Source organism: Prochlorococcus sp. MIT 0604, assembly GCF_000757845.1.
Taxonomy (GTDB): Bacteria; Cyanobacteriota; Cyanobacteriia; order PCC-6307; family Cyanobiaceae; genus Prochlorococcus_A.
Genome location: NZ_CP007753.1, coordinates 939,353 through 960,900, shown reverse-complemented (window position 1 = coordinate 960,900; position 21,548 = coordinate 939,353). Strand labels below are relative to the sequence as shown.

Sequence of the window (21,548 nt, the reverse complement as noted above, 5' to 3'; positions counted from 1 at the left end):
ATCTAGTTTTTCTAAATAACACTATTGGCATATAAAAATAGTATTAGATAAATTTTTTTTATGAAAAGAATTGTTTTGTTTTTATGTGTATTAGTTTTTTCAATATTTTCTAATACGAATAATTTATTAGCAAAAGAAATTGAAAATAACATTAAAGATAATATTTCTAATGAAATTGAAGAAGTTAAGCCTGATAATAAAAAAACTAATATTTCTAATTCTTCGGTAGAAGATATATTTGGTGATGAACAAACTTTTCCATTCGTTGCAGGTTTAGGGAAAAATGCAGCCCATTGATTTTAAGGTTATTGATAATGTAGAAAAGATTTTTTAATACTAATGAAAGGTCTTAGGGTCCTGGAACTTTCTGAAGCACTTACTGTTGATAGCGCTGATTTATTAGCTGTTTGTGCAATTTTAAAAATAAAAGCCACATCTAGATTAAGCATGCTTTCATTTGAAGAATGTAAAAAGATAACTGATTACTATGAAAATAAAAATTAGAATTTTTTATAAATTATTTTATTCTTTAATGTCTTTAATCATTGATACTAAAGTTGAATGAATTTCTTCTTCAGATATTTCATTTTTAAAATTGATAATTGCTGATTGGCCATCGTAATTGATTTTTATATAACTATTATTAATTTCTTCCATAAAGGCATTCTCAAATGTTGATATCTTTCCATAATGGGTAAGATATTTGTGCACTGAATCAATGTGATCATTGTTCATGTGATCACAAACTCTTTTACTTGTTTCTTTACTAATAATTTTCATTTAAAGAATATTTTTTTTTAAGCTAATCTATTTTTTTCATTATTCAAAGTTTTAATCATTTTAATTATTAAATTTTTAACTTCATTTTTATCAACAGCTCTAACCAAGTTATTTCTCAAATTTGATGCTCCTTTAAAGTCTTTGCATGTCCATGAGATATGTTTTCTTGCAATAAGCAAACCGTGATCTCCTTTTTCTTTTATTAATTCATCAAGATGCTCAATAATTAAATATAGTTTTTCTTCTGTGTTTGGTTCTTTAAAATTTTTATTTTCTCTAAGAGCATAATCTATTTCTCCAATTTTCCATGGCGATCCTAAAATTCCTCGTCCAATCATTACACCATCAGCATTTGTTTTTTTTAAACAATTAATAGCGTCATCTGGATTTTTGATATCTCCATTAGCAATTACTGGAATTTCCAACAACTTTTTAAGTCTCCCGATCATTTCCCAATCTGACTTGCCTGAAAAACCCTGTTTTCTTGTTCTTCCATGAAGTGTGATCATCGTTGCTCCCGCATCTTGAAGTTTAAATAAGAAATCCTCTATATTCTCTTCTTTACTATCCCATCCGAGTCTTGTTTTTACTGTTACTGGAACACTAACAGCTTTTACAACATTTTTGACTAATTCTATAGCAAGTTTTCGGTCTTTAATTAAGGCACTGCCTCCACCTTTCTTTGCAATTTTTTTTACAGGACATCCCATATTTATATCAATTAAGAAAGCTCCAGAGTCCTCAGCTTGTTTCGCAGCTTCAGAAACAGCATATGGCCTATTATCAAATATTTGTACTCCAATTGGACCTTCTTCTAAATCTATTTGATTGATTTTTTGTGTGCCATATCCTTTTTTAAGACTTGTGGCATTTATCATTTCTGTAAAAAGTAAAGAGTTTGGAGCCCATTTACGTACAAGTCGTCTAAAAATGTTATCTGTAACTCCTGCTAATGGCGATAGCATTACCTTACTCATAATTATTCTGTTAACTCCCCTTCCTTTTAGCCTTATATTTGAAGACATATAATTTTAATTGATTTAATCTTTCTTTATTATAAATTCAGATATGGAGCTGATTTTATGTTTTCTATTTATTTCTTAATTTATAATAAGTGCTTTTACTTAAAAAGGCCTAATTGATTACTTTTTTTGCTAGTTTATGTTGAGTTGAAATTCAAAAAGGAAATTTTTTCTTGTTTATATTAGTATCTATTTTTCTTCCAATAATTATTTTTATTGCTCCAATAAATGTAAATGCTATGCAAGGTAATTTAGATTTATCAAGTGCTCAAACTTCTGTAGGCAAAAGATTTGCTAAGGTTTTTTGTGATGCTAAGAGGGAAGGTTTAGATTCTGATTTTGCTAGTGAATATGCTTTGAATAATACTTATTTGAAATTTGTTGCATTTCCAGATGATGATGAATATTTGGCTGATTTATGGAATTTCACACATAATAATATATTAGATAATTGTGGTGAATTTGTAGATATAAATGATCTAAAAGACCTAGAGATTTTTTTTAAAGAAGAAGGTTTAATTGCATCAAATAGGGAACTCTATTTACCAACTTTTGAGAATAATTAGTTTAAATTTTTAGCATGTACTAAAATATAAATAGAATATGAAATTTTATGAAACTATTAGGTTTAAATTCACCTGAAATATTCATAATATTAGTAATTTTGCTTTCAATTTTAGGTCCAAAAAGAGTTGAAAAAGGTTTCTTATTATTCAAGAAACTATTAAAGTTCCTCTTAAGTAAAGATGAAGATCAAAGCTCAGAAAATTCAAAAGTAAAATCAGAGGAACCAGAAGAAAGTGAAGTTAAAGAAGAAAAAGTAGAGTCCGAAGTAAAATCAGAGGAACCAGAAGAAAGTGAAGTTAAAGAAGAAAAAGTAGAGTCCGAAGTAAAATCAGAGGAACCAGAAGAAAGTGAAGTTAAAGAAGAAAAAGTAGAGTCCGAAGTGAAATCAGAGGAACCAGAAGAAAGTGAAGTTAAAGAAGAAAAAGTAGAGTCCGAAGTAAAATCAGAGGAACCAGAAGAAAGTGAAGTTAAAGAAGAAAAAGTAGAGTCCGAAGTAAAATCAGAGGAACCAGAAGAAAGTGAAGTTAAAGAAGAAAAAGTAGAGTCCGAAGTAAAATCAGAGGAACCAGAAGAAAGTGAAGTTAAAGAAGAAAAAGTAGAGTCCGAAGTAAAATCAATTAAACCTAAAAAAAGATCTGTTAAAGATGAAATAATAGATGTAGAAGTTGATTCTGATAATAAATAAGATTTAAAATAAATAAAAGAATACTAGACAAGATTGAATCTTAAAAATAGGATATCTTCTAGAATAATTTTTTTTTAATTCAATATAAAGGGTCTCTATTTTTAATATTTTAATTTGAATTATAAGAAGGTTTTTATGAATCTAAAGCTACCTCGATAGCTGCTATTAAGTTTTCGTCAAACGGTTTAACACCTGGTTTGAATCTTGCAATTACTTTACTATCTTTTCCTATCAGAAACTTTTCAAAATTCCATTCAACATCTCCTTCAGGATCAACTTTGTTAAGGGTTGTGTATGGTTCTGTGGTGTTGCCTTTGGCATGAACTTTTTCATAGATTTCAAACTTAACTCCATATTTTGTTGTGCAAAAATCTTTTATTTCTGAAAGAGAGTCGGGTTCTTGTTTTCCGAAATCATTACAAGGGAATGCAAGTATTCTTAGGCCTTTGGTTGAATATAAATCATGTAGCTTTTGAAGATCCTCATACTGAGCAGTATTTCCGCAATAACTAGCTACATTAACAACTAAAATTACTTCCCCTGAATATTCACCTAGTTTTATGGAAGATCCGTCTGCGGAAAGAACAGTAGTATTTTGTACGTCAACTTGCATGTCTAAAAAAAATCACCCTTTGAAGATAGCATTGTATAGACTTTATTGTGTTTAATTTATATAGTGGTTTTGGTTATTTCTTTTATAAGTCTTAATTTTTCATTTATTTAAGCCTTTATAATAAATATTATTAATAAGTTTAAATTTGGACCCTTTAGACCCACTTACTGAAATTATTAATTCCGGTCAAGGTTTTTTACCTGCAATTGCTTTAGAAAGAATTATTTGGGCGATGATTGGAATCTTTTTTTTAGGAGCAATTTCAAGATCAATAACCAATAGCATGCGAAGCCAAAATTCGTTTGGTAGAAATTTTTTATTTAGTTATTCTAAAGATAAAAAAATTACAGACGATACATCTTCAAAACCTTCTGGTGATGAAGAATAAGTTTTATATACATGAAAGAATCAATTTTTTCTAAAAAAAGAATTTTATTGCTTGGTAGTGGCGAGCTTGGGAAAGAATTAGTAATAGAATCCAAAAGATTAGGATTAGAAGTTATTGCAATTGATCGATATGAAAAAGCACCTGCAATGCAAGTTGCTGATTATTCAAGAGTAATTGATATGGGAGATAAAAATATTTTAAAAAATGTTATAAAAGAATTTAAGCCTGACTATGTTGTCCCAGAAATAGAGGCACTTTCAATTGAAGCCCTAAAAGAACTCGAGGATGAAGGATTCAATATTGTTCCCAACGCCAGAACTGTAGAAATTACAATGAATAGAGATAAAATAAGAGACTTAGCTTCTAAAGATTTAAAAATTAAAACTGCAAAATTTGATTATATTTTTGAATTTGATGATTTAGAAAAAAAAGCAGATGAAATTGGATTCCCACTTTTACTTAAGCCTTTAATGAGCTCTTCAGGAAAAGGGCAGAGTTTGGTTGAAACAAAAAATGATTTACAAAATGCTTGGAAACAGGCACAAGCAAATTCAAGAGGAAAGGTTAAAGGTGTAATTATTGAAGAATTTATTAATTTTGATTTTGAGTTTACTCTTCTAACTGTAAGAAAAGAAAATGGTGAAAATATTTTTTGTTTACCAATTGGACATCTTCAATCTAATGGAGACTATCAATGTAGTTGGCAACCTTTAGAGATTAAGGAGTCCTTAATTATTGAAGCTGAGCGAATGACAAGTAGAATATTAAATAACCTTAATGGAGCTGGATTATACGGAGTAGAGTTTTTTATAAAAGGAAGTGAGGTTATATTTTCAGAATTATCTCCAAGACCACACGACACTGGTATGGTTACATTAGTTAGTCAAAATATTAATGAATTTGAATTACATTTAAGGGCTTTTTTAAATTTACCAATACCGCATATTTATCTAATAGAACCCTCTGCAACCAGAGTTATACTCTCTAACCAAGAGTATTTAAATCCTATTTATGAGGGTCTTAATGAAGCATTAGAATTTGAAAAAACTAAAGTGCTAATATTTGGCAAACCAGTTTCCAGAAAAGGCAGAAGAATGGGCGTTGTTCTCTCATCAAATTCTGACATTAATTTGGCAAGAAAAAATGCAGATGAAGCTGCTAGTAAGATAATAGTCAGTACTATATAAATATTAAATAAAAATAACGAAAAAAATACTTATTTCCTTTGTTTTTGTTCTATGTCTCTCTGGGTATTATTTGAGTATGTTCTCTTTTTAACAATGATAGAAAATTATAAAGGTTGGGATATAACTTTAAATTGGGATAATAAAGATTATCTCGAGATGGATACTACTAAAAGTAATTTTTTTAATCAAAAAGAAAAATGGATTGGTGTTCACTTAAATGGTGAAAAAATCTATGGTTCTTCTCTAAAAGAAATTAGGCATATTATTGATTATCCTAGTTTGCATGCAAAGTAAGTTAAAAGATTTTTTTAATTATCCTGATTATTTTCATTATCTTCAATTAATTCATTAGCAAGTTTTCTTAAATCTCCCTTAATTGAGACCCAAGTAAAGGCGATTATAAAAATTGAAGCAGATATTGCAACAGTGATTTTTTCGACAGGGGACATTCCAAGTGCAATAGCAAACATTTCAAACCAAATACTAATTTTTTATTATATTGAATTTTTTTAAATAGTTAGAATCAAATTTTTTTTTGCAATGATATTTAATTATTCAAAATATAGTAAATAAAATTTTAATTACTTTTTTTATTCAGTAAAATAAATTTATGGAAAAAAAAAAGTGCCCTCAATGTAAGAATTTAATTTTAAAAACTTCCCCAACATGTTTATATTGTGGCAGACCTAATAAATTTATAACTAAGGAATACGTAAATAAAAAGTGGAATAAAGATAATAATAAAAATGTATTTGATTATATTTTTATTAATAAGTATCTTGTATTTATTTTATTTTTAATATTTATAATTATTGTTATTATATTTAGTTAAATAACATCAATAAATCAATCTAGTATTGCATCTAATACTTCTTTAGTATTTGTTGATAGTTTCTTTTTTTTAATCTGCTTTATTGTTTCTAACATATTACTTTTATAAGGGTCTGAATAATAATCGTATCTACTAAATACTTTCACAAAACGGGAAATTACGATTGGATTTAATTTATCAAATTCAATTATCTTCTTTGCAATATATTTATAACCAGAACCATCCATTGCATGAAAAGTACTATTTCTTGTTACGAAAGTATTTAATATAGCTCTTAGAGTGTTTGGTGATTTTGAATCAAAATACTTATTTTCAAATAATTTTTCAATGCTGCTTGTTTTTTCATCAATTTCTATAGATGCATTGAATGAGAACCAACTATCCAAAACGACACTATTATTTTTCCATTTATTAAAGAATATATTTGAAATAATTTTTCTTTCTGGACAATTAATCCTACTGAAAGAATTCAATGCAGCTTTTGCTAGCGTCATCGAATTACTATCTACATAAAAAATTATTTTTCTTTTAATTTCCTCATCATCACTGTGCAAGAGTAGTTTCCAAATAGTTTCGATTAGTTTTCTCTCGTTTTTACCTTTTGGCCAAACTTTATCTAGATTTTTCTCTATTTCTTTAAGCTTAAAATATAATTCTTCTTTTAATTTAGTCCCGAATAAATGATTTAATTCGTCAATAGTTTTATATATCTTTAAAGGGTCTAAATTTTCCATTTCTGATTCAATTTCAGCAAATGTCGGTATACTAAGTAATTCTGATAAAAGGGATAAATTAATATCTTTATTTTTTATAAATGATATTAAGGCGCTTATTAATTTATTTTCAATTTTATGATCTGGTTTTTCATCTAATCTGCATAAAATTATTTTTTTATAAAATACTTTTACAGTATTAGATAGTGTAAAAAAATCTTTTTCATATCTTAAGATTAAAAATTTTTCATCAAAGGTAGTGTCTGATTCCCACTCAACAGGTGAAGAGAATTCGCGAAAATAAGTGACTAAAGGAATTTGGAGGTGAGATCTTATATTCCTAAAAATAAATTCTTGTTTTTTTGTTTTTAAAACAACTGTTTTTTCTATCGTTTTATTCTCACCGCAAAATATAGCCAGATTTATAGGTATTATTAGAGGTAAATCATTATATTGGTTCTTCTTTATTGGATTAGTTTGAGAGGCTTCAATTGTAAGTTTTTCATTTGTTTGATCCCAGATTCTCTTGAATTGAACTTTTGGTGTCCCATTTTGCTTGTACCAGATTTTAAACTTTTTAGGATCGATTTCCTTATTGTGCTCTAAAATTTTATCGACAAATTGGTCTATTGTTGCTGCCTTTCCATCATATGTTGAGATGTAATTACTAAATCCTTTATAGAAATTTTCATCTTTTACAAGCTTGTTAAGCATTCTAATTATTTCTGATCCTTTTTCATAAATCGTGGTCGTATAGAAATTGTCTATTTCTTGATATTTTTCTGGCATTACAGGATGCGATGTTGGCCCAGAATCCTCTCTAAATTGATTTCTTCTAAGAAATTTTGCATCATCAAGTCTCTTTATTTCACTATTATGAACGTCTGCAGTGAATTGTTGATCTCTGAATACTGTTAAACCCTCTTTTAAAGATAATTGAAACCAATCCCTACAAGTCACTCTATTACCCGTCCAATTATGGAAATATTCATGGGCGATCACACCCTCTATTCTTTCTAATTCCTCATCAGTTGTCGTTTCAGAATTCGCGAGTATTAGTTTTGAATTGAAAATATTGAGACTTTTATTTTCCATTGCTCCCATATTAAAGTGCCTAACTGCAACAATATTGAACAATGACAAATCGTATTCAAGGTTATATTTATCCTCGTCCCATTTCATAGATTTCTGTAATGAACTTATTGCATGTTGAACATATTTTTCATCGCCATACTCAACATAAATATTTATTTTTACTTTTTTATTTGATTTTGTTATGAAATTGTCTTTTACACAATTAAGTTTTCCAGCTACCAATGCAAATAGATATGAGGGTTTCGGATATGGGTCTTCCCAAATTATTTCATGTCGATTATTTGCAAGATTATTTTCTTTTACGACGTTACCATTTGAAAGTAAGACAGGATAATCATTTTTGTCTGCCTCAATTCTAACGGTGTATTTGCTTAGAATATCAGGCCTATCAGAGTGAAAACTTATTCTTCTAAATCCCTCTGCCTCACATTGCGTAGTTATAATTCCATTGCTCTCATACATTCCTAAAAGGGATGTATTTTCCTTTGGTTTAATTATTCCTTCTATTTTTAGTAAAAAATTATCTTTGTTTATATTTTCAATTATTAAGTTATTTTTTTGCTGTTTGTAGTATTCCTTTTCTAGTAGTGAGTCATCTATAAATAATTTTTTTATTAATATATCCGTACCATCAAGGATAAGATTTTTGGTATTCTTATTTTTTTTTACCAATTTTAATTTCGTCGTAACATTAACAGCATTTTTATTTATTACGAAATCCAAAAAGATTTCTGGAATTTCATAATCAAAAACTTTGTAATCTTCAAGTTTTACATATCTTGAAATACCTTTTTGTTTTTTTGGTTTGTTCATCTTTACAAAGAAGTACAGAAGTTAAATAATCTAGAATATTTATTTTGAAATTATAAGTTAGAACTTTTATGTTGTGATTGACAAAGATGTGCTTTAACTTCTCCAGAAGGAAGGAGTTCGAATAAAGAAGGATTAATAATATCAGCAGATCCGTCTTTATTAAATTGGTACCTCCAGTCCCATTTTTTATCTGTAAAGGAAATATAATCTTTTCTTAGAGAGTATGGAAGCATAAGCTTTATTTCGTTCCAATTAATAATTATAAATGCTCCTGGCTTTAACTCAGATATCTTTTCTACTATGGAAAAGTCACCATTTATATTATTTCTCATCACAAGGTTAAGCTTTGAATTCTCACAAATATAGCTACTATTTAAAGCTAATAAAAGTAGTGAGCTAATTAAAAATGAATGAATTTTTTGTACTCCTTTTAAAATAGATTTACTTGCAAGCTAAATGACTAAATAAGAGATCTTTTAGAGAAATTTAGATCATAATAGATTGCATGTTCTTTAAATCTACTAGATTACAATTTAATTCCTCTTCCAAATCCTGTACTGAAATAAAATTATTTAAAAAACCTGAATATTTTGCATCTCCGCCAACGGTACTTGATAGTATAAATCTTGGATTGAATTTGTTAATCAATTTAGGTACTACATCAGCACCTTTTACAAAAGCACCTACTAAGGGTAATTCTAAATTTTTTGTAGGAGTAATAACTGCATCAAGATTTTGTTTGTTTAAATTTTCATCAAGATATCCATGGGGTTCTATATAAAACCCATTATCTTGATCGTCTTTAACAATATATCCGTTTTCTATTTGTGGTACTGGAGCCCCAGCAGTGGCTTCAAAACTTAAATTAAACTGATTAGTCTTTTCAGTTGGCTTAAGCATTTTTATTGAACTAAAACCAATTTTTTCTAATGTTTCAACAGCACTTTTAGGGCAAATTATAGGAATATCCTTTCTGAACATTTCTAATGTTGGAACATGACAGTGATCAGGCAAACCTTGAGTTAATAAAATAATATCTATTTCTTTATCTATTAAGATTTCTTCTTCTAATGATCCTTTAAAGAACCATTCACCTGGTGGGAATATTAAATCGCCTTTGAGCCAAGGGTCAATAATTAAGTTGGTTTTTTAAAATTTTATAAGCCAACCATTTGATCCAAGGTAGGTCGCTTCGAAAGTCATTATCACTAAATTGTTTTAATAGACTATAAAGTAATTTTGGCTTTATCGAGAAATTACTAATTTAGATTAGTTTGCTTCATTTAAAATTTGAAATGACTTTCTTTTTAGATTAAATATTAAAACTTGGTTATCTTTACAACTAATTTTAAAATCTTCTTTTTCTAGCATTTGTATTGGGATTAAAGCTAATCCTCCTGTTCCTGAAAATATGATTGGCATTGTGGTATTTTTTGTTCCATTCATTTTTTGTAAGTCAATAGCTTGAGAAACAATTTTTCTCGCTTTGTCAAATCCGTAATCTTCTATTAATTCAGACCATAAAAAGTTAACTGATTCATATTTCGAAAACTCAATTTGTACTGTTTTCATTAAAAAATAATAAATATATAGTGATTAATTAATTACGATATTTACTTAATTACTATTTTTAAACCTGTCCATTACTAGTTGCAACATATCCACTACATCACCATCAGTTAAATTTAAATCCTTCTTTAAATCATTGCAAGTTAAATTCATTTCAAGTGCCGCTTCAGCCATATGATTAACTTTTTGGTTATCACCGCCCAATGAAATAAAGGGATTGAAGTTTTCTATCATTTAATACTTGTTGTTACCACCTAGTTCTAGCTAAGAAATAATTAATTATCATTTATTAACACAGAAGCTTATAAATATGTTATTAAATATTTAGAAAGTTTTTATTTTTAAACTAGGGATATTGATATACCTTTTGATATCAATGCGAATCTTCTGGCTCTGATTAGTAAAGGAAATATCAAATTTGTTCGTTTATTTGATTTAAATACTCTAGAAAGTAACAAAAGTAAACTACTTGAGGGATTATTTATTTTTTTGCAAATAGTATTAATTGCATCTGCCCCATGAAAGATATCTTCATCTTTCAGGAGAATAGCTCCTTTATCTAGGTCGTAACCTTTCTCTAGGAGGGATTTAATTAGAGTTAAATTTTTACGACCATCAAGAATTTTAATATTATTTATCTTGCTTTTGATCTCAAGTAGCTCAGCAAAATGATTGCAGAATGGGCATTCTCCATCATAAATAAAGGTATAGTTGGAAGTCATTAGAAAAAAACATTTTTGATGGTCTTAAAGTACGCCAACAGAATAGTATTGCCTCGATAATAAAACAAATAATAAAAATTTTGTGGATTTCTTATAAAAGGACAATTAAACGATTCTAATAATTACGAAGAAATGTCTCAATATAGGTATATTTTTCATAATAATCTGTATGCTTACTCCCAGATATTATGTTTTAAATCATGAATTTATTAGCTTCTTTTGCTTTAGGTGGTTTCAATCCTTGGGCAGCAGGCTTCGGAATTGGTTCTTTAGTCCTTTTTGGCCTTGTTGGTCTTGTTGCAGGACCAAACCTTAAGAATTTTGATCCTGATGCATAAATCATTATCCTTAATTTAGAATTTAAAAGACTCATTTGGGTCTTTTTTTTATGCGTTTTTTAAAATTTATTTTTAGAATCAGATAAATTCTATTCTGTTAAAGAAATGTTATTAAATCCCTTTTATCCATTTACTTTCTTGAAAATCTCATCACTTAAAGCCACCATTGTTTTTTTATCAATTCTTTTAATAAAAGCAAATTTGCTTAGATTAAAAGGGGGACTAATAGGAGGCCTTTTTGCCGTAATACTAATATCAGGAATATTAGCCTCTAGTACCGTAGCTTTAGGATCTTTATTTTATGCTTATAGATTAAAAAAGAAATCTAATCCTGATGATAATCAAATGCAGGATTTAGAAACTGTTAATGTATAACATAATCAAGATTTTTGAATAAATTTTCTTTTTTTAAAAAGGAGTACCTGGTACAAAATGCAATACTAAAAATCCAAAACCTGCAGCAAAAATAATTGATACTGCAATGATTAGAAGGCCTGATGCCATCCCTCCTTCATTAAATGCCATATAGTTAGTTATTTTTAAATTTATAATAGAACATATTTGTTACCAAGAAATAGTTTTAATTACTCATAAATCATCCAAATTTATCATTAATAGTGAATAAAAGTAAAAAGATCGAAGTCAATGAGATGATAAAACCAAATATAATTAATGGTTTAGATTTTACTTTTTCTTCTCGATTAACATTACTTTTTGAAGAAGAAAAATTTCTTTCTTTTTTTTTATTAATAAGATTGGAAAAAGGTTTAATCACGATTAATTTGATATTTAAGCTAATTAACCTAAAGTTTTGAACAAATCTTTATGGTAATCAACAATATTTTGACAACTGATTACAGGTGTAAATTCCATATGAATGCCAAATTTTGCTCTCCATGGAGCAAAATGCTCAAAAATTTCCTTATCACTATTTGCCTTACACAAACAAACTACCCTACCTTCTCCAGGAGCATGCACTCTAAATAACATCTCAAATTTGTCTGTTTTATCTGATTTTGCAATTTCACCGTTTTCCCAGGCCTCCACAAATAATTGATAAGCTTTTACTTGATTATCAATATCTGGGAATTGACAATCAGCAAGAAATAATTGCATTTTATTTTTTTTAGATTATTGTTATTATCCCTTAAATACTTATTTTATAAATGGTACTGTTTGAATTTGAAGATCAGAAAAAATTTTTTACTTAAATAAAGTGAGAAGATAGAGTCTCAAGAAATTTTCCAATATCTTTTTTATATAAACTATCTGTGATCTTTAAAGAGAATAATTCATAATCATTTATATCTTTTTTTTTATCAAAATTAATATTTCCCTTTACTGAAATATTTTTCATGATTGTATTGATCACTATTTAAAATTTAAACATTTATGAGTAAAAGGCAAATTTCTTTACATTATGTTTTTTATCAGAGAAATTTATATTGCGATTAGATAATAATTTATTTATTAAATTTAAGAGTTAATTAATTTTCCTAGAATATATAAAAATAAATTTGTTAAAGAAAAAATTACCGTGAATAGAGATGCAATAACGGGTAATATATTGAACCATAATTGCGAAGTTGTCATTTTTGAATCAATAGGCAGAAAATTGGTTCTTTTTTTAATTCTTATTTGTAGCCAAAAAATAGATAATGGATAAAAAATTCTTGAGAAAGTAATTAACATAGAAGGTAATATACCTTTATTCGAATAAAGTACAAATCCTGAAAAAAAGTAAAACGTCCAAAACAGAACTCTTTTAATTAGAATCAATCCCTTTTTGCCAGACATTATTAGTTAACTTTTTATATTTTTAGTCATTTTATATCTTTCAAAAAAAATGTTATTTATAATAACGATTTCTTTACGTATTGTTTTCCATTTATTTTTAAGAAATAACTCATAACTTATTAAGCTTGCTTCAGTTGAAAGTGAATCTAGACCTTCTTTCTTAGCTTCTTCTTCTAACTTATGTAGTAACTTAGAACCGAAGCCTTTTCTTTGGTATTTCCCTTTACAGTAAAATAAAGCAATTCTATCTGTGGGATATCTTGTGGCAAAAGCAATAATAACTCCCTGTTTACTTATAAGCCAACCTTGCCCTTTAGTTATTGACTTATCAAAATTTGAATTATTCCAAGCTTGACTTGACCATGCCCTTTTTTGTTCTTGACTATAAATTTTTTCATCTAATGATTGAATTGAATCAAAATAAACCTTCTTTAATTCCAGTTGATCTTTAGTGGTAATTTGTCTTAAATTCATAAACAAATCTTCTTTTTAAATTTAATATGCATAGTAAAAATATAGTTGCAATAGGTGGTGGAGGGTTTGGACGATCTTTAGGCTCTCTTCAAATTGAAAAATATATAATTTCATTAATTAATAAAAAAAGACCAAAAATTTGCTTTATTCCAACTGCCTCTGGGGATAGTAGTTTGTACAAACTAAATTTTTATAGAGCATTTTCTAAACTTGATTGTATAACAAGTCATATTGATTTTTTCTCTAGAACAGAAAACCTTGAAGATAAAGTTTTAAGTCAAGATATTATTTATGTTGGAGGCGGAAATACAAAAAGTATGTTAGCTGTTTGGAAAGAATGGAATTTACATGAAATTTTGCGGAATGCCTATGAAAAAGGAATTGTGATGAGTGGTGTAAGTGCTGGAGCTATTTGTTGGTTTGATAAAGGTATAACTGATTCTTATGCTGAAGAATTAGCAATAATTGATTGCTTAGGAATAGTTGAGGGTATTGCCTGCCCTCATTTCGATGAAGAAAAAGAGAGGGAGCCTTATGTAAATGATGTTATAAATAGGGAAATTATTGAATCTTGTATTTGTATAGAGGGCAATTGTGCCATCCACGTCAAAAATGATAGTGAATATTACTCAATCGATTTTGGTAATGGTAGAAATTGTTTTAAAGTCTATAAGGAAAATGATACTTTAAAGAGAGAAATTCTATAGTAGAGAAAATATATTTTAGATTTCTTCATTTTTAGAGATAGAAGTAAATTCAATCCCCTTATACTTAACAAATGATGCTGTCCATACTTCTTTGGAGAGATTGCCAAGGTATTTTAAAAATTGTTGTGTATCACCGTCTCTTATCCATTCAGATTTAATAAATGGAAGCTCTTTCTGCATTCTTTTAGGATGCATATGAACTAGGAGTAAACCTTTTTCTTCAGAAGCCCTTTTTAAAGCACCTTCATCACTTCTTTGAAAAACTCTCATTAAAAGATTTAAAATAACTTCTTCTCCAAGTTTCTTGAGATTTTCTGATTCCTCTAAATTATCCTTAATTTCTTTACCACCAAGAGGCATTGCTCTAACTAGGTTTTGCTCTATTAAAGCTATTGCAATTAAATAATTTTGGTTTGCCATATTCTAAAATAATACTTTTGATATTCTAACCTCTCGAGTTCATGAAAATCTTTCATGGATTAAACATTTGCCAAAATAAGAAAGGATATAATTTATTAATTATTTCCTTATACAATTGGATCTTTGTTTTAATTAGTAAAATCAAACATTTATTTGTTATGAGGTTTTTTTTGTTCCTATCTTTTGGGATTTTTGCAGGTCTTTGTTTATCATGGCCTGGTTTAGTAGTACCAAAAAATTGGAAATGTTTTAATGACATAATCACAAAATCTGTAGAAGATAAAATTTCTTTAAAAGCTGCATTACAGATTTCTCCAAGTTATTTGCTAAATGGTAAGAATAAAAAGACGGCTTCAAAAATAAGAATCGTAGCAGATGCGTGTTTTCGTTAATATGTTGAAGGATGTAATATGAGTACTCAATAATGAACAATAATCTAAGATTTGAACTTTCATTTAAAAATATTTCTCAATTAGAAAGTAAACTTAATTTCTGCAAATTAAATAACATAAAAAATATCAATATCCCCTGTAAAGGAATTATTAAGAAGGAATTGTTTAATTCAACTATAAATTTTATATCTAAGAACTTCCATGAATTTAATGTGACTTATCATTACAGTCTTTATCATCAATATTCAAAAAATAAAGATAATTCATATCAGGATTTTTTAGACTTTATTAAAAATTCTCACACTAATAGAAATTATGAAATTCTGTTAGTGTCAGGATCAAATAAGAAAAAAAATTTTGATTCAATTGATGTATTAAGTTATTTAAAAAAAGAAAAAAATTTAAAAGTTAAATTAGGTATAGCTTACAATCCATACTTGAAAAAATATTATAAGATTTCTTCAGAAAGAGAAAGGTTAGAAAGAAAAATTTTGACAGGATTTATAAATTCAATTTGGTTTCAATTTGGTACAGATCTTAAGGTTCTTCATAATGAATTGACTTATATTAAGAAAGTAGCAAAAGATGAAAAATTAAATCTATTTGGAAGTTTATTTATTCCTTCTAAACAATTTATAGCTCGGTTTAAATTTCGTCCTTGGAAAGAGGTTTATATTTCAGAAAAGTGTTTATATTCCTTAGAATATTTTTATGATTTCACAAGCGATTTAGTCAGATTTTATAAAAAAAATAACATCACTCCTGTAATTGAATCTGATTTTTCATCATCATATAAACTTGATTTTGTTAATAGATTTTTAGAAAATGTAAGATAATTTCTTTCAATTTGATCCATATGAAAAGTAACTATACATATGACTTATTAATAATTGGTGGAGGAATATCTGCGTGCGTTTTCGCTTCTAAGTATCTTAAAAATAATATTACAAAAAAAATTGCATTAATTGAGATAGGTCGAGGACTTGGAGGGAGATCAAGTACAAGAATAAGCAAAAGATTTAAAGGATGGCAATTAAACCATGGTTCTCCAAATTTTAATATCTCTAACAGAAAAAAAAATCTTCTATTAAAAAGTTATATTGATGAATTATTGGAAAATAAATTTATTAAAATTGATGACTCAGATATATTTTTTCTAAATGAAGATTCTAATTTAGAAACCAAAAAGAAATCAGAATTTTCTTGTGGTGTTAATTATCATTCTTTAGTTTCTATGAGTCAATTATCGCAAAAGATAATTGAGTCTAATCATTTAAAGGGGAAAATTGATTTTTACTTTGAGACCATAGTAGTTGATTTGAAGTTTAATGATAAGGAATGGGTACTAACATCAAAAAATGGCGATAAATTCAAGTCTAAATATCTTATTTGTTCAACTAATTTGTTGTTACATAAAAGGGCATTGAAAATTTTAAACATAAATCAAATTCCATTAAGAAAGGCTATTCCTTTAAATTATGATGAAAAAATAGATTCATTATTAAACTTTTTAGAAGAACAAACATTTATTCCTAGGTTAACTTTTTTAATTTATACAAATGAAAATTATAGATATAAAGATTTTTATCCAAAAAAACAAAGGTATTTTTATTTGAAAAATAGTTTAGAGAAAAAATATAGATTTGAAAGAATTATTTTTCAGCTGCAAGATAATAATAAATTAGGTATTGTAATACATTCAAAAAATATAGAGTTCATTAATTCTTATTTAAATTCAAAAGATGAAGAAGTTTTTAAACAAAAAATAATTACAAATTTCAATAAACTGTTTGAAGATAATTCTGTAGTAAATAAATTAACTTTTGATGAAAAAATCTCTATTATGAAATGGAGAGCTTCACAACCTTCAGGCATTGCCGTCCCATTATCTTTACAAGTTAGTAGAAAATGTAGAATTGGATTTTGCGGAGACTGGTTTGAGGGAGATGGATTTGGCAGAATTGAAGGATCAATTTTAAGTGCTTTAATCTTAGAGAAAAAAATTAATGATTTAATTAAATAATTTTTTCAGAATTTGCTCTATATCTGTGTTCTTTTCAATAATGAATTTATTTGTATTATTTTTTATGCTATTAGGATTAACTTTTTCGTAATAGATTGCCCAAGATTTTAAGAAATCGTTTTCAGCTTGTTTTTTATCTTTCCCCCTTTCTTTTATATCTCTTTGGACAACTCTTTTCATGCACTCATTTTTTTTAGTTTTTATTTCTAAAAAATAATAGTCTTTATTATCTAAGCTGTTTGAGAATTCTTTGGCAAAAATACCTTCAATAATTAAAAAACTAATATTATTTTTTTCGTTTAAGGTGTTTTGAATTGTTTTCTTTTCGAAATTATAATATCGATCATAGATTGAAGTTCCATTCTTATAAATAAAATCAAAATCTTTTTTGAATAGTTTGTTATTAAAACTAATACTTCTATCAAAAAAACCTTCTACAAATTTTGATATTAATTTACTTATTAACCCTGTCTTATAGTAATTGTCGGTACTTAAAACAATACCATTTTTATTTTTTTTAATTATTTGATTTGATAAAGTTGTTTTACCGCTTCCAGAAGGTCCACCTATAAATATAAGCTTCATTTTTATGATATGGTCTTTATTAAGATTTTAGCTTTACTAGTAATAGATACTTTTAATTTTTGAAAGTACATTTTTTCTTTTTTTTAGTTATTAGACTAATATTAAACACCTTGCAATTGCTCGTAAGCTTGCATAAATATAAAATGTGTGTCTTTATATAATTGTAAATAAATTATTTCTATTCAATTAGCTATTTTTTGTTACTAATTCCCCTTGGAATTTGATAATATATTTTATTGAATAGCTATTTTATTATTGATATATTGCAATGATTTCTAAATTTCTAGGCAAACTAAAATCAATTCTATTTAAAAGCGCAGTATCCCCTGAAACTCCTTTAAAGAAAGAAAAAAAAGTAGTAAAGTCTGCAAAAACCTCAAAAACAAAAACAAAAACCAAAGCTAAAACCAAAACCAAAACGGTTAACTCTAAGAAAAATATTGAAACTTTAACCACACTTTCAGGTGTTGGAGCTAAAAGCGCAAAAGCTTTGTATGAGGCTGGATTTAAAACAATAGATTCAGTTATTGCTGCTGATGAAAAAGATCTTCTGGCTGTATCAGGAGTTGGAATAAACCTTGTTAAGAAGCTTAAAAAGCTTAAATAGTTAAAATTTCTATTTCTAAACTTATCTAAAAATTAATATTAGTGATTTGCAAAAACTTTATAAGTTGAAAGAGATTATCTTCTTCTTGCTTTTCTTCTCTGCTGCAATTTTCTTTTGTATTTTTCAATAGGAGTTTCGTGATGCCTAAGTCTTTTTAAATCTGCAAAGATCCCGGACTTAGATACTTGTCTCTTAAATCTTCTAAGGGCAGACTCAATTCCCTCGTTCTCTCCTACTGTAACTTGTGTCAAAATTTTTCAAATAAAATTTATTCTAGCACTTAAACAGATATTTTTGCACTTAAAACTTCTACTTATGTGTTGAGGGTTTATTTTGCTAATTTTTTGCCCACTCCACAAATCTTTTTTTATTGCTTTTTATATCTTGTAATGATTCAAAATAATATTTTTCCCAGTTATCTTTAGGCAGTCCAAGAAATAACATTAGATTTAATGGGTATTGATTGTTATCTGAACAATTTCTAAAATCATCCCTGAATAAAAAGATTTCCTTTTTTAAAGCAATTGCTATACCCAATTCAATCATTACCCCTTCATCTGGTGGATTTCCATTAACAATCGCAAAAATACAATCACATTCTTTCAAATCATTGAAATTACTTCTTGCAACGTCATGTGCCCATTCACTTTCTTTTTGTGTTAGTGGTTTTGCTCTCTCAAAAGGTTCAAATACTTCTACATTTAAATCATCAAAGATTTCAACAAATTCTTGTAAGAGAGTTTTAGTTTGTTTTGAGAATCCATATGGATTTGCTAAATATAATTTCTTTCTCAACTTAAACCTCTTTTTTTGATGTACTCTTCGCGGTCACTTTTTGAATTTGAATGGTTTTCCCAGGGGAAAACAATCCATTGGCTTTTTTTTGATATAAAAACTGTATTCCACCATGTAGGTTTGATTTTACTAAATAATACAAAAAACATTGCTCCTTCAATATCCTTAAAGGTCGTTAATGTTAGACCAGTTTCATAAACATCATCTACTATTAGTGAATTTTTTATTGGTTTTGAAATTAATTCAACTTTTAATTTATGGCTTAGTGCTACAGCGAGACATAATCCACCACGAGGAACTCCATATATTCCAGTAAACTCCTTAAACCTACATTTATTAGCTATTTGTTCCACGCTTTTATCAAATTCGCTCCAAGTAAAATAATTTATCATCTTTATTTTTTTTCTGTTGCAGTAGCGTAATTTGAAGCAATTACACTTAAAAGTGCTACAACTTGCTCATTTGGACAATTAGTATTTTTTTTTAAATTATCACATTCATTTATTATCTTGGCGTATGTGTCCTCGACAATCCCGTTCATTTGTTCGATACTAAAAGAATATGGTTTATTCATTTTTTAATATTTTAGTTATTTTATTTTTACTTAAATATCCCACGAAGTAAATATTTTGAGTATTCAAAGATAAAATTATTCCCACATAGGATCATTTGATTTTTCAATTCTATGTGAAGAAGGAACATAAGTATGTAAAGTTTCAATTTTCATAGCCCATTTTTTAGAGTTACCTTTTAAACTTTCGCTTTCAATTAGGTTTGTTAGGGGAATCCTTTTTCTAACTTTAAGAAGACCTAAGCAAGCTTCCCAGGCTTCTTGATTTTTATAAATATCTAACCAAAAATCAAAAATATTTTCCAATATTTCTAAAGGGATATTAAATGAAATTCCCATTGAAGGTCTTTCAATTAAATAATTTTTCTTTCTTAGTTCATTTAATAAATTATTTATGTTTAAATTAATAGCTAAAAGAATATCTTTTGCTGAATCATTACCTATTAATTCTTTTCTATGACAATCTAAAAGATTTTCATCTCCAAGTATATTTTCATCACAATTTTTTATTCCCACAATCCAAAACCCTTCTCCATTATTTACTCCACTAGCAAGAAATAGATATTGAGGTGAATTCTCCAAAATTTGAAATCATTTCTCCATTTTTAACATTTTTTGCTTGATATGAAAATAATTTTGCTTTGCAATTTACAATATTAACTCCTCGTAAAGAAAATTTAGTTGCTATATTAAAGTTTTGAAAATGTTTGATTTAAGAGAACTAAAACTTATGTTTTTAGATCCTACTGATTTGATCGTTAATAATATAAATAAATACCTTTATAGTAATAAAGCAATCAAATTTCTTTTTTCTTAGGAAATAATTTTCCTATTTTCTCTTTTTGCAAGTACTCTCTTTTAGTTCTTATTTTTTTATCTTCTAGAGATTCTTTATTGGTGCTTACTGCATAAATAATATAGAAAATCATACCAGAGAATATTAATCCTATAAAAATAATAAATATTCCTATGGGTTCACTGGGACTGAAAATTTTGAGATCTAAAGCTTTATTTAGGGCAATTATCATTAATAAACTAATTCCTTAAAGAAATTTTATTGAAATCTAATTGATTTCTTCGTATCCAAAAAATGCAGCATTGTCTGAATCTTTATACCCATTAGCAGCTTCCTGGGGGTTTTGACTGTCAATTTTTCTCGCTTTAGCATGAATCATGTTGAATGGAAAAATCACAGCTCCTACAAAAAAATGAAGAATTAAGAAATCTGAAGGTAGTCCATTTGTCCAATCAGGAAAAAATAGCAATGTCATCAATGATTCGTACATATAAGTAATCAAATAAACCTCTGACTATTATTACTGAACTTATCGCAATACTTATAATTTTTAATAAATTGAAATTTAATTTGCTTTTAATAATTATCAGATTTAATTGAAAATAATATTTTAAAATACTATTATATTATTCATAAAGTATTGATTTATAGCTATTGTTAAAATTCTTTTTTGGGTTTCTTTTATTTATAATATTTCAATTAAAACCTGCAATAGGTTTAGCTTTTGATACTTCCGACCCTAGTGTTAGTTTGCTACAAAATAGGATCTCTAATAATTTCTCTAGGAAATATTGTAATGCTATTCAAAATGGTTTTTCTAAAGATGAAGCAATAAAATCAGCCATTGTAAAAACTGAAAACATTATATCTTTCTCTTACAATCCGCAGAAAAAATGGATTGAGAAAAGTGACTTGGCAAATCAAATTTCATTGCAAGTAGTAAATGATTGTGGATGGTCATTTGGATTAACTGGAAAGGAGGGAGTTGATTACTTTAAATCATATTTTCTAGAAATTTATGAAAAAACTACTCCTGACAAAAATTTTTCCAGATAGA

General features: G+C 27.2%; 36 protein-coding genes and 2 pseudogenes. 15 read left to right on the top strand and 23 right to left on the bottom strand.

From position 1 onward, the window contains the following. The first annotated feature begins 60 nt into the window (after positions 1–60). Together EW14_RS05355 and EW14_RS10310 are read left to right on the top strand one after the other, a co-directional pair. Entirely contained in the window at positions 61–297 is a 237-nt protein-coding gene (locus tag EW14_RS05355; protein ID WP_042850486.1) for a hypothetical protein, read from the top strand. Positions 298–339: 42 nt separating this feature from the next. Then, positions 340–504 (top strand): translation initiation factor IF-2 N-terminal domain-containing protein, encoded by a 165-nt coding sequence (locus EW14_RS10310; RefSeq protein ID WP_179850545.1) that lies wholly within the window; start codon positions 340–342, stop codon positions 502–504. An 18-nt stretch (positions 505–522) separates the two neighbouring features. Here the strand turns inward: EW14_RS10310 and EW14_RS05350 are convergent, their stop codons facing one another. Continuing rightward, entirely contained in the window at positions 523–780 is a 258-nt protein-coding gene (locus EW14_RS05350) for a DUF2470 domain-containing protein (RefSeq protein WP_042850485.1), read from the bottom strand. Positions 781–797: 17 nt separating this feature from the next. Continuing rightward, positions 798–1,805: a tRNA dihydrouridine synthase DusB gene (gene dusB, locus EW14_RS05345; RefSeq protein ID WP_042850484.1), complete on the bottom strand. Its 1,008-nt coding sequence runs from the start codon at positions 1,803–1,805 to the stop codon at positions 798–800. A 170-nt stretch (positions 1,806–1,975) separates the two neighbouring features. On the opposite strand from dusB, the gene EW14_RS05340 reads away from it, so the two are divergent. After that, the gene (locus tag EW14_RS05340) at positions 1,976–2,368 is read left to right on the top strand and encodes a hypothetical protein (protein ID WP_025931985.1); all 393 of its coding nucleotides are present in this window, start codon (positions 1,976–1,978) and stop codon (positions 2,366–2,368) included. A 47-nt stretch (positions 2,369–2,415) separates the two neighbouring features. After that, positions 2,416–3,054 (top strand): hypothetical protein, encoded by a 639-nt coding sequence (locus EW14_RS05335; protein WP_042850482.1) that lies wholly within the window; start codon positions 2,416–2,418, stop codon positions 3,052–3,054. 133 nt (positions 3,055–3,187) lie between these two features. On the opposite strand, the gene EW14_RS05330 is transcribed toward EW14_RS05335, so the two are convergent. Next, positions 3,188–3,667, bottom strand: a complete 480-nt coding sequence (locus tag EW14_RS05330) for a glutathione peroxidase (protein WP_042850481.1) — start codon at positions 3,665–3,667, stop codon at positions 3,188–3,190. A gap of 145 nt (positions 3,668–3,812) precedes the next feature. On the opposite strand from EW14_RS05330, the gene EW14_RS05325 reads away from it, so the two are divergent. From EW14_RS05325 to EW14_RS05315, 3 genes are all read left to right on the top strand, one after another. After that, positions 3,813–4,055 carry a hypothetical protein gene (locus EW14_RS05325; protein WP_042850480.1) on the top strand — a complete coding sequence of 81 codons (243 nt, stop codon included), beginning with the start codon at positions 3,813–3,815 and terminating at the stop codon, positions 4,053–4,055. 11 nt (positions 4,056–4,066) lie between these two features. Next, positions 4,067–5,242 (top strand): formate-dependent phosphoribosylglycinamide formyltransferase, encoded by a 1,176-nt coding sequence (gene purT, locus EW14_RS05320; protein WP_042850479.1) that lies wholly within the window; start codon positions 4,067–4,069, stop codon positions 5,240–5,242. 93 nt (positions 5,243–5,335) lie between these two features. Next, the gene (locus EW14_RS05315) at positions 5,336–5,536 is read left to right on the top strand and encodes a hypothetical protein (protein WP_042850478.1); all 201 of its coding nucleotides are present in this window, start codon (positions 5,336–5,338) and stop codon (positions 5,534–5,536) included. A 14-nt stretch (positions 5,537–5,550) separates the two neighbouring features. On the opposite strand, the gene EW14_RS05310 is transcribed toward EW14_RS05315, so the two are convergent. The 8 genes and pseudogenes from EW14_RS05310 to EW14_RS05275 all read right to left on the bottom strand — a co-directional run bounded on the left by EW14_RS05310 (position 5,551) and on the right by EW14_RS05275 (position 10,986). Next, positions 5,551–5,712 carry a hypothetical protein gene (locus tag EW14_RS05310; protein WP_025933616.1) on the bottom strand — a complete coding sequence of 54 codons (162 nt, stop codon included), beginning with the start codon at positions 5,710–5,712 and terminating at the stop codon, positions 5,551–5,553. Positions 5,713–6,088: 376 nt separating this feature from the next. Next, positions 6,089–8,695, bottom strand: coding sequence for an aminopeptidase N (gene pepN / locus EW14_RS05300; RefSeq protein ID WP_042850476.1), 2,607 nt, complete (start codon positions 8,693–8,695; stop codon positions 6,089–6,091). 50 nt (positions 8,696–8,745) lie between these two features. After that, complete coding sequence (locus tag EW14_RS05295) at positions 8,746–9,027, bottom strand: hypothetical protein (RefSeq protein ID WP_225866620.1); 282 nt, start codon at positions 9,025–9,027, stop codon at positions 8,746–8,748. Between the two features lie 236 nt (positions 9,028–9,263). Next, positions 9,264–9,284: pseudogene (locus EW14_RS10685) on the bottom strand (hypothetical protein). A 38-nt stretch (positions 9,285–9,322) separates the two neighbouring features. Beyond that, a pseudogene (locus tag EW14_RS05290) lies at positions 9,323–9,829 on the bottom strand (MBL fold metallo-hydrolase); the annotation flags it as partial. 135 nt (positions 9,830–9,964) lie between these two features. Next, positions 9,965–10,267 (bottom strand): hypothetical protein, encoded by a 303-nt coding sequence (locus EW14_RS05285; protein WP_042850474.1) that lies wholly within the window; start codon positions 10,265–10,267, stop codon positions 9,965–9,967. Positions 10,268–10,312: 45 nt separating this feature from the next. Further along, a complete protein-coding gene (locus EW14_RS05280; protein ID WP_011818521.1) occupies positions 10,313–10,498 on the bottom strand; it encodes a hypothetical protein in 186 nt (61 codons plus the stop codon). A gap of 107 nt (positions 10,499–10,605) precedes the next feature. After that, a complete protein-coding gene (locus EW14_RS05275) occupies positions 10,606–10,986 on the bottom strand; it encodes a DCC1-like thiol-disulfide oxidoreductase family protein (RefSeq protein ID WP_042850473.1) in 381 nt (126 codons plus the stop codon). Positions 10,987–11,186: 200 nt separating this feature from the next. On the opposite strand from EW14_RS05275, the gene EW14_RS10305 reads away from it, so the two are divergent. Then, a complete protein-coding gene (locus EW14_RS10305) occupies positions 11,187–11,324 on the top strand; it encodes a hypothetical protein (RefSeq protein ID WP_002806597.1) in 138 nt (45 codons plus the stop codon). Between the two features lie 105 nt (positions 11,325–11,429). Beyond that, positions 11,430–11,699: a hypothetical protein gene (locus EW14_RS05270; RefSeq protein ID WP_042850472.1), complete on the top strand. Its 270-nt coding sequence runs from the start codon at positions 11,430–11,432 to the stop codon at positions 11,697–11,699. Between the two features lie 423 nt (positions 11,700–12,122). On the opposite strand, the gene EW14_RS05260 is transcribed toward EW14_RS05270, so the two are convergent. From EW14_RS05260 to EW14_RS05250, 3 genes are all read right to left on the bottom strand, one after another. Continuing rightward, the gene (locus EW14_RS05260) at positions 12,123–12,440 is read right to left on the bottom strand and encodes a DUF3303 domain-containing protein (RefSeq protein WP_042850470.1); all 318 of its coding nucleotides are present in this window, start codon (positions 12,438–12,440) and stop codon (positions 12,123–12,125) included. Between the two features lie 91 nt (positions 12,441–12,531). Further along, a complete protein-coding gene (locus EW14_RS10300) occupies positions 12,532–12,681 on the bottom strand; it encodes a hypothetical protein (protein WP_197049546.1) in 150 nt (49 codons plus the stop codon). A 446-nt stretch (positions 12,682–13,127) separates the two neighbouring features. After that, complete coding sequence (locus tag EW14_RS05250) at positions 13,128–13,595, bottom strand: GNAT family N-acetyltransferase (RefSeq protein ID WP_042850467.1); 468 nt, start codon at positions 13,593–13,595, stop codon at positions 13,128–13,130. A 26-nt stretch (positions 13,596–13,621) separates the two neighbouring features. Here EW14_RS05250 and EW14_RS05245 point away from each other — a divergent pair, with 26 nt between their 5' ends. Continuing rightward, positions 13,622–14,302 (top strand): peptidase E, encoded by a 681-nt coding sequence (locus EW14_RS05245; RefSeq protein ID WP_042850465.1) that lies wholly within the window; start codon positions 13,622–13,624, stop codon positions 14,300–14,302. A 15-nt stretch (positions 14,303–14,317) separates the two neighbouring features. Here the strand turns inward: EW14_RS05245 and EW14_RS05240 are convergent, their stop codons facing one another. Beyond that, positions 14,318–14,722, bottom strand: coding sequence for a hypothetical protein (locus EW14_RS05240; RefSeq protein ID WP_042850464.1), 405 nt, complete (start codon positions 14,720–14,722; stop codon positions 14,318–14,320). Between the two features lie 41 nt (positions 14,723–14,763). On the opposite strand from EW14_RS05240, the gene EW14_RS05235 reads away from it, so the two are divergent. The 3 genes from EW14_RS05235 to EW14_RS05225 are packed head-to-tail and all read left to right on the top strand — an operon-like array spanning position 14,764 to position 17,137. Further along, positions 14,764–15,114, top strand: a complete 351-nt coding sequence (locus EW14_RS05235; RefSeq protein ID WP_225866619.1) for a hypothetical protein — start codon at positions 14,764–14,766, stop codon at positions 15,112–15,114. Positions 15,115–15,146: 32 nt separating this feature from the next. Beyond that, complete coding sequence (locus tag EW14_RS05230; RefSeq protein ID WP_042850463.1) at positions 15,147–15,950, top strand: hypothetical protein; 804 nt, start codon at positions 15,147–15,149, stop codon at positions 15,948–15,950. Positions 15,951–15,970: 20 nt separating this feature from the next. Further along, positions 15,971–17,137, top strand: a complete 1,167-nt coding sequence (locus EW14_RS05225; RefSeq protein WP_042850461.1) for an NAD(P)/FAD-dependent oxidoreductase — start codon at positions 15,971–15,973, stop codon at positions 17,135–17,137. Here EW14_RS05225 and EW14_RS05220 read toward each other — a convergent pair. Next, on the bottom strand, positions 17,126–17,722 hold the full coding sequence (locus tag EW14_RS05220; protein WP_042850460.1) for a uridine kinase: 597 nt from the start codon (positions 17,720–17,722) through the stop codon (positions 17,126–17,128). The two genes, EW14_RS05225 and EW14_RS05220, sit on opposite strands and share 12 nt — an antisense overlap. A 268-nt stretch (positions 17,723–17,990) precedes the next feature. On the opposite strand from EW14_RS05220, the gene EW14_RS05215 reads away from it, so the two are divergent. Beyond that, on the top strand, positions 17,991–18,329 hold the full coding sequence (locus EW14_RS05215) for a helix-hairpin-helix domain-containing protein (RefSeq protein WP_042850459.1): 339 nt from the start codon (positions 17,991–17,993) through the stop codon (positions 18,327–18,329). A gap of 74 nt (positions 18,330–18,403) precedes the next feature. Here EW14_RS05215 and rpsU read toward each other — a convergent pair whose 3' ends face one another. The 7 genes from rpsU to EW14_RS05180 all read right to left on the bottom strand — a co-directional run bounded on the left by rpsU (position 18,404) and on the right by EW14_RS05180 (position 20,966). Beyond that, entirely contained in the window at positions 18,404–18,580 is a 177-nt protein-coding gene (rpsU, locus tag EW14_RS05210; RefSeq protein ID WP_002806486.1) for a 30S ribosomal protein S21, read from the bottom strand. Between the two features lie 85 nt (positions 18,581–18,665). Further along, positions 18,666–19,124, bottom strand: a complete 459-nt coding sequence (locus EW14_RS05205; RefSeq protein ID WP_042850458.1) for a nucleoside 2-deoxyribosyltransferase — start codon at positions 19,122–19,124, stop codon at positions 18,666–18,668. After that, the gene (locus tag EW14_RS05200; RefSeq protein WP_052044732.1) at positions 19,121–19,516 is read right to left on the bottom strand and encodes a phosphoribosyltransferase; all 396 of its coding nucleotides are present in this window, start codon (positions 19,514–19,516) and stop codon (positions 19,121–19,123) included. The genes EW14_RS05205 and EW14_RS05200 overlap by 4 nt, the downstream gene beginning before the upstream one ends. 2 nt (positions 19,517–19,518) lie before the next feature. Then, positions 19,519–19,698 (bottom strand): hypothetical protein, encoded by a 180-nt coding sequence (locus tag EW14_RS05195; protein ID WP_042850456.1) that lies wholly within the window; start codon positions 19,696–19,698, stop codon positions 19,519–19,521. Positions 19,699–19,773: 75 nt separating this feature from the next. After that, positions 19,774–20,277, bottom strand: a complete 504-nt coding sequence (locus EW14_RS05190; protein WP_042850454.1) for a hypothetical protein — start codon at positions 20,275–20,277, stop codon at positions 19,774–19,776. Between the two features lie 215 nt (positions 20,278–20,492). Next, positions 20,493–20,723 carry a hypothetical protein gene (locus EW14_RS05185; protein WP_042850452.1) on the bottom strand — a complete coding sequence of 77 codons (231 nt, stop codon included), beginning with the start codon at positions 20,721–20,723 and terminating at the stop codon, positions 20,493–20,495. 36 nt (positions 20,724–20,759) lie between these two features. Further along, positions 20,760–20,966, bottom strand: coding sequence for a hypothetical protein (locus EW14_RS05180; RefSeq protein WP_225866618.1), 207 nt, complete (start codon positions 20,964–20,966; stop codon positions 20,760–20,762). 179 nt (positions 20,967–21,145) lie between these two features. Here EW14_RS05180 and EW14_RS05175 point away from each other — a divergent pair, with 179 nt between their 5' ends. Beyond that, positions 21,146–21,547 carry a hypothetical protein gene (locus EW14_RS05175; RefSeq protein ID WP_042850449.1) on the top strand — a complete coding sequence of 134 codons (402 nt, stop codon included), beginning with the start codon at positions 21,146–21,148 and terminating at the stop codon, positions 21,545–21,547. The last annotated feature ends 1 nt before the right edge of the window (position 21,548 follow it).

Coding starts and splice junctions, on each gene's coding strand:
- EW14_RS05355 (WP_042850486.1), top strand. CDS start 61: ATGAAAAGAATTGTTTTGTTTTTATGTGTATTAGTTTTTTCAATATTT.
- EW14_RS10310 (WP_179850545.1), top strand. CDS start 340: ATGAAAGGTCTTAGGGTCCTGGAACTTTCTGAAGCACTTACTGTTGAT.
- EW14_RS05350 (WP_042850485.1), bottom strand. CDS start 780: ATGAAAATTATTAGTAAAGAAACAAGTAAAAGAGTTTGTGATCACATG.
- dusB (WP_042850484.1), bottom strand. CDS start 1,805: ATGTCTTCAAATATAAGGCTAAAAGGAAGGGGAGTTAACAGAATAATT.
- EW14_RS05335 (WP_042850482.1), top strand. CDS start 2,416: ATGAAACTATTAGGTTTAAATTCACCTGAAATATTCATAATATTAGTA.
- EW14_RS05330 (WP_042850481.1), bottom strand. CDS start 3,667: ATGCAAGTTGACGTACAAAATACTACTGTTCTTTCCGCAGACGGATCT.
- purT (WP_042850479.1), top strand. CDS start 4,067: ATGAAAGAATCAATTTTTTCTAAAAAAAGAATTTTATTGCTTGGTAGT.
- EW14_RS05315 (WP_042850478.1), top strand. CDS start 5,336: ATGATAGAAAATTATAAAGGTTGGGATATAACTTTAAATTGGGATAAT.
- EW14_RS05310 (WP_025933616.1), bottom strand. CDS start 5,712: ATGTTTGCTATTGCACTTGGAATGTCCCCTGTCGAAAAAATCACTGTT.
- pepN (WP_042850476.1), bottom strand. CDS start 8,695: ATGAACAAACCAAAAAAACAAAAAGGTATTTCAAGATATGTAAAACTT.
- EW14_RS05295 (WP_225866620.1), bottom strand. CDS start 9,027: ATGAGAAATAATATAAATGGTGACTTTTCCATAGTAGAAAAGATATCT.
- EW14_RS05285 (WP_042850474.1), bottom strand. CDS start 10,267: ATGAAAACAGTACAAATTGAGTTTTCGAAATATGAATCAGTTAACTTT.
- EW14_RS05280 (WP_011818521.1), bottom strand. CDS start 10,498: ATGATAGAAAACTTCAATCCCTTTATTTCATTGGGCGGTGATAACCAA.
- EW14_RS05275 (WP_042850473.1), bottom strand. CDS start 10,986: ATGACTTCCAACTATACCTTTATTTATGATGGAGAATGCCCATTCTGC.
- EW14_RS10305 (WP_002806597.1), top strand. CDS start 11,187: ATGAATTTATTAGCTTCTTTTGCTTTAGGTGGTTTCAATCCTTGGGCA.
- EW14_RS05270 (WP_042850472.1), top strand. CDS start 11,430: ATGTTATTAAATCCCTTTTATCCATTTACTTTCTTGAAAATCTCATCA.
- EW14_RS05260 (WP_042850470.1), bottom strand. CDS start 12,440: ATGCAATTATTTCTTGCTGATTGTCAATTCCCAGATATTGATAATCAA.
- EW14_RS10300 (WP_197049546.1), bottom strand. CDS start 12,681: ATGAAAAATATTTCAGTAAAGGGAAATATTAATTTTGATAAAAAAAAA.
- EW14_RS05250 (WP_042850467.1), bottom strand. CDS start 13,595: ATGAATTTAAGACAAATTACCACTAAAGATCAACTGGAATTAAAGAAG.
- EW14_RS05245 (WP_042850465.1), top strand. CDS start 13,622: ATGCATAGTAAAAATATAGTTGCAATAGGTGGTGGAGGGTTTGGACGA.
- EW14_RS05240 (WP_042850464.1), bottom strand. CDS start 14,722: ATGGCAAACCAAAATTATTTAATTGCAATAGCTTTAATAGAGCAAAAC.
- EW14_RS05235 (WP_225866619.1), top strand. CDS start 14,764: ATGAAAATCTTTCATGGATTAAACATTTGCCAAAATAAGAAAGGATAT.
- EW14_RS05230 (WP_042850463.1), top strand. CDS start 15,147: ATGAACAATAATCTAAGATTTGAACTTTCATTTAAAAATATTTCTCAA.
- EW14_RS05225 (WP_042850461.1), top strand. CDS start 15,971: ATGAAAAGTAACTATACATATGACTTATTAATAATTGGTGGAGGAATA.
- EW14_RS05220 (WP_042850460.1), bottom strand. CDS start 17,722: ATGAAGCTTATATTTATAGGTGGACCTTCTGGAAGCGGTAAAACAACT.
- EW14_RS05215 (WP_042850459.1), top strand. CDS start 17,991: ATGATTTCTAAATTTCTAGGCAAACTAAAATCAATTCTATTTAAAAGC.
- EW14_RS05200 (WP_052044732.1), bottom strand. CDS start 19,516: ATGATAAATTATTTTACTTGGAGCGAATTTGATAAAAGCGTGGAACAA.
- EW14_RS05195 (WP_042850456.1), bottom strand. CDS start 19,698: ATGAATAAACCATATTCTTTTAGTATCGAACAAATGAACGGGATTGTC.
- EW14_RS05185 (WP_042850452.1), bottom strand. CDS start 20,723: ATGATAATTGCCCTAAATAAAGCTTTAGATCTCAAAATTTTCAGTCCC.
- EW14_RS05180 (WP_225866618.1), bottom strand. CDS start 20,966: ATGACATTGCTATTTTTTCCTGATTGGACAAATGGACTACCTTCAGAT.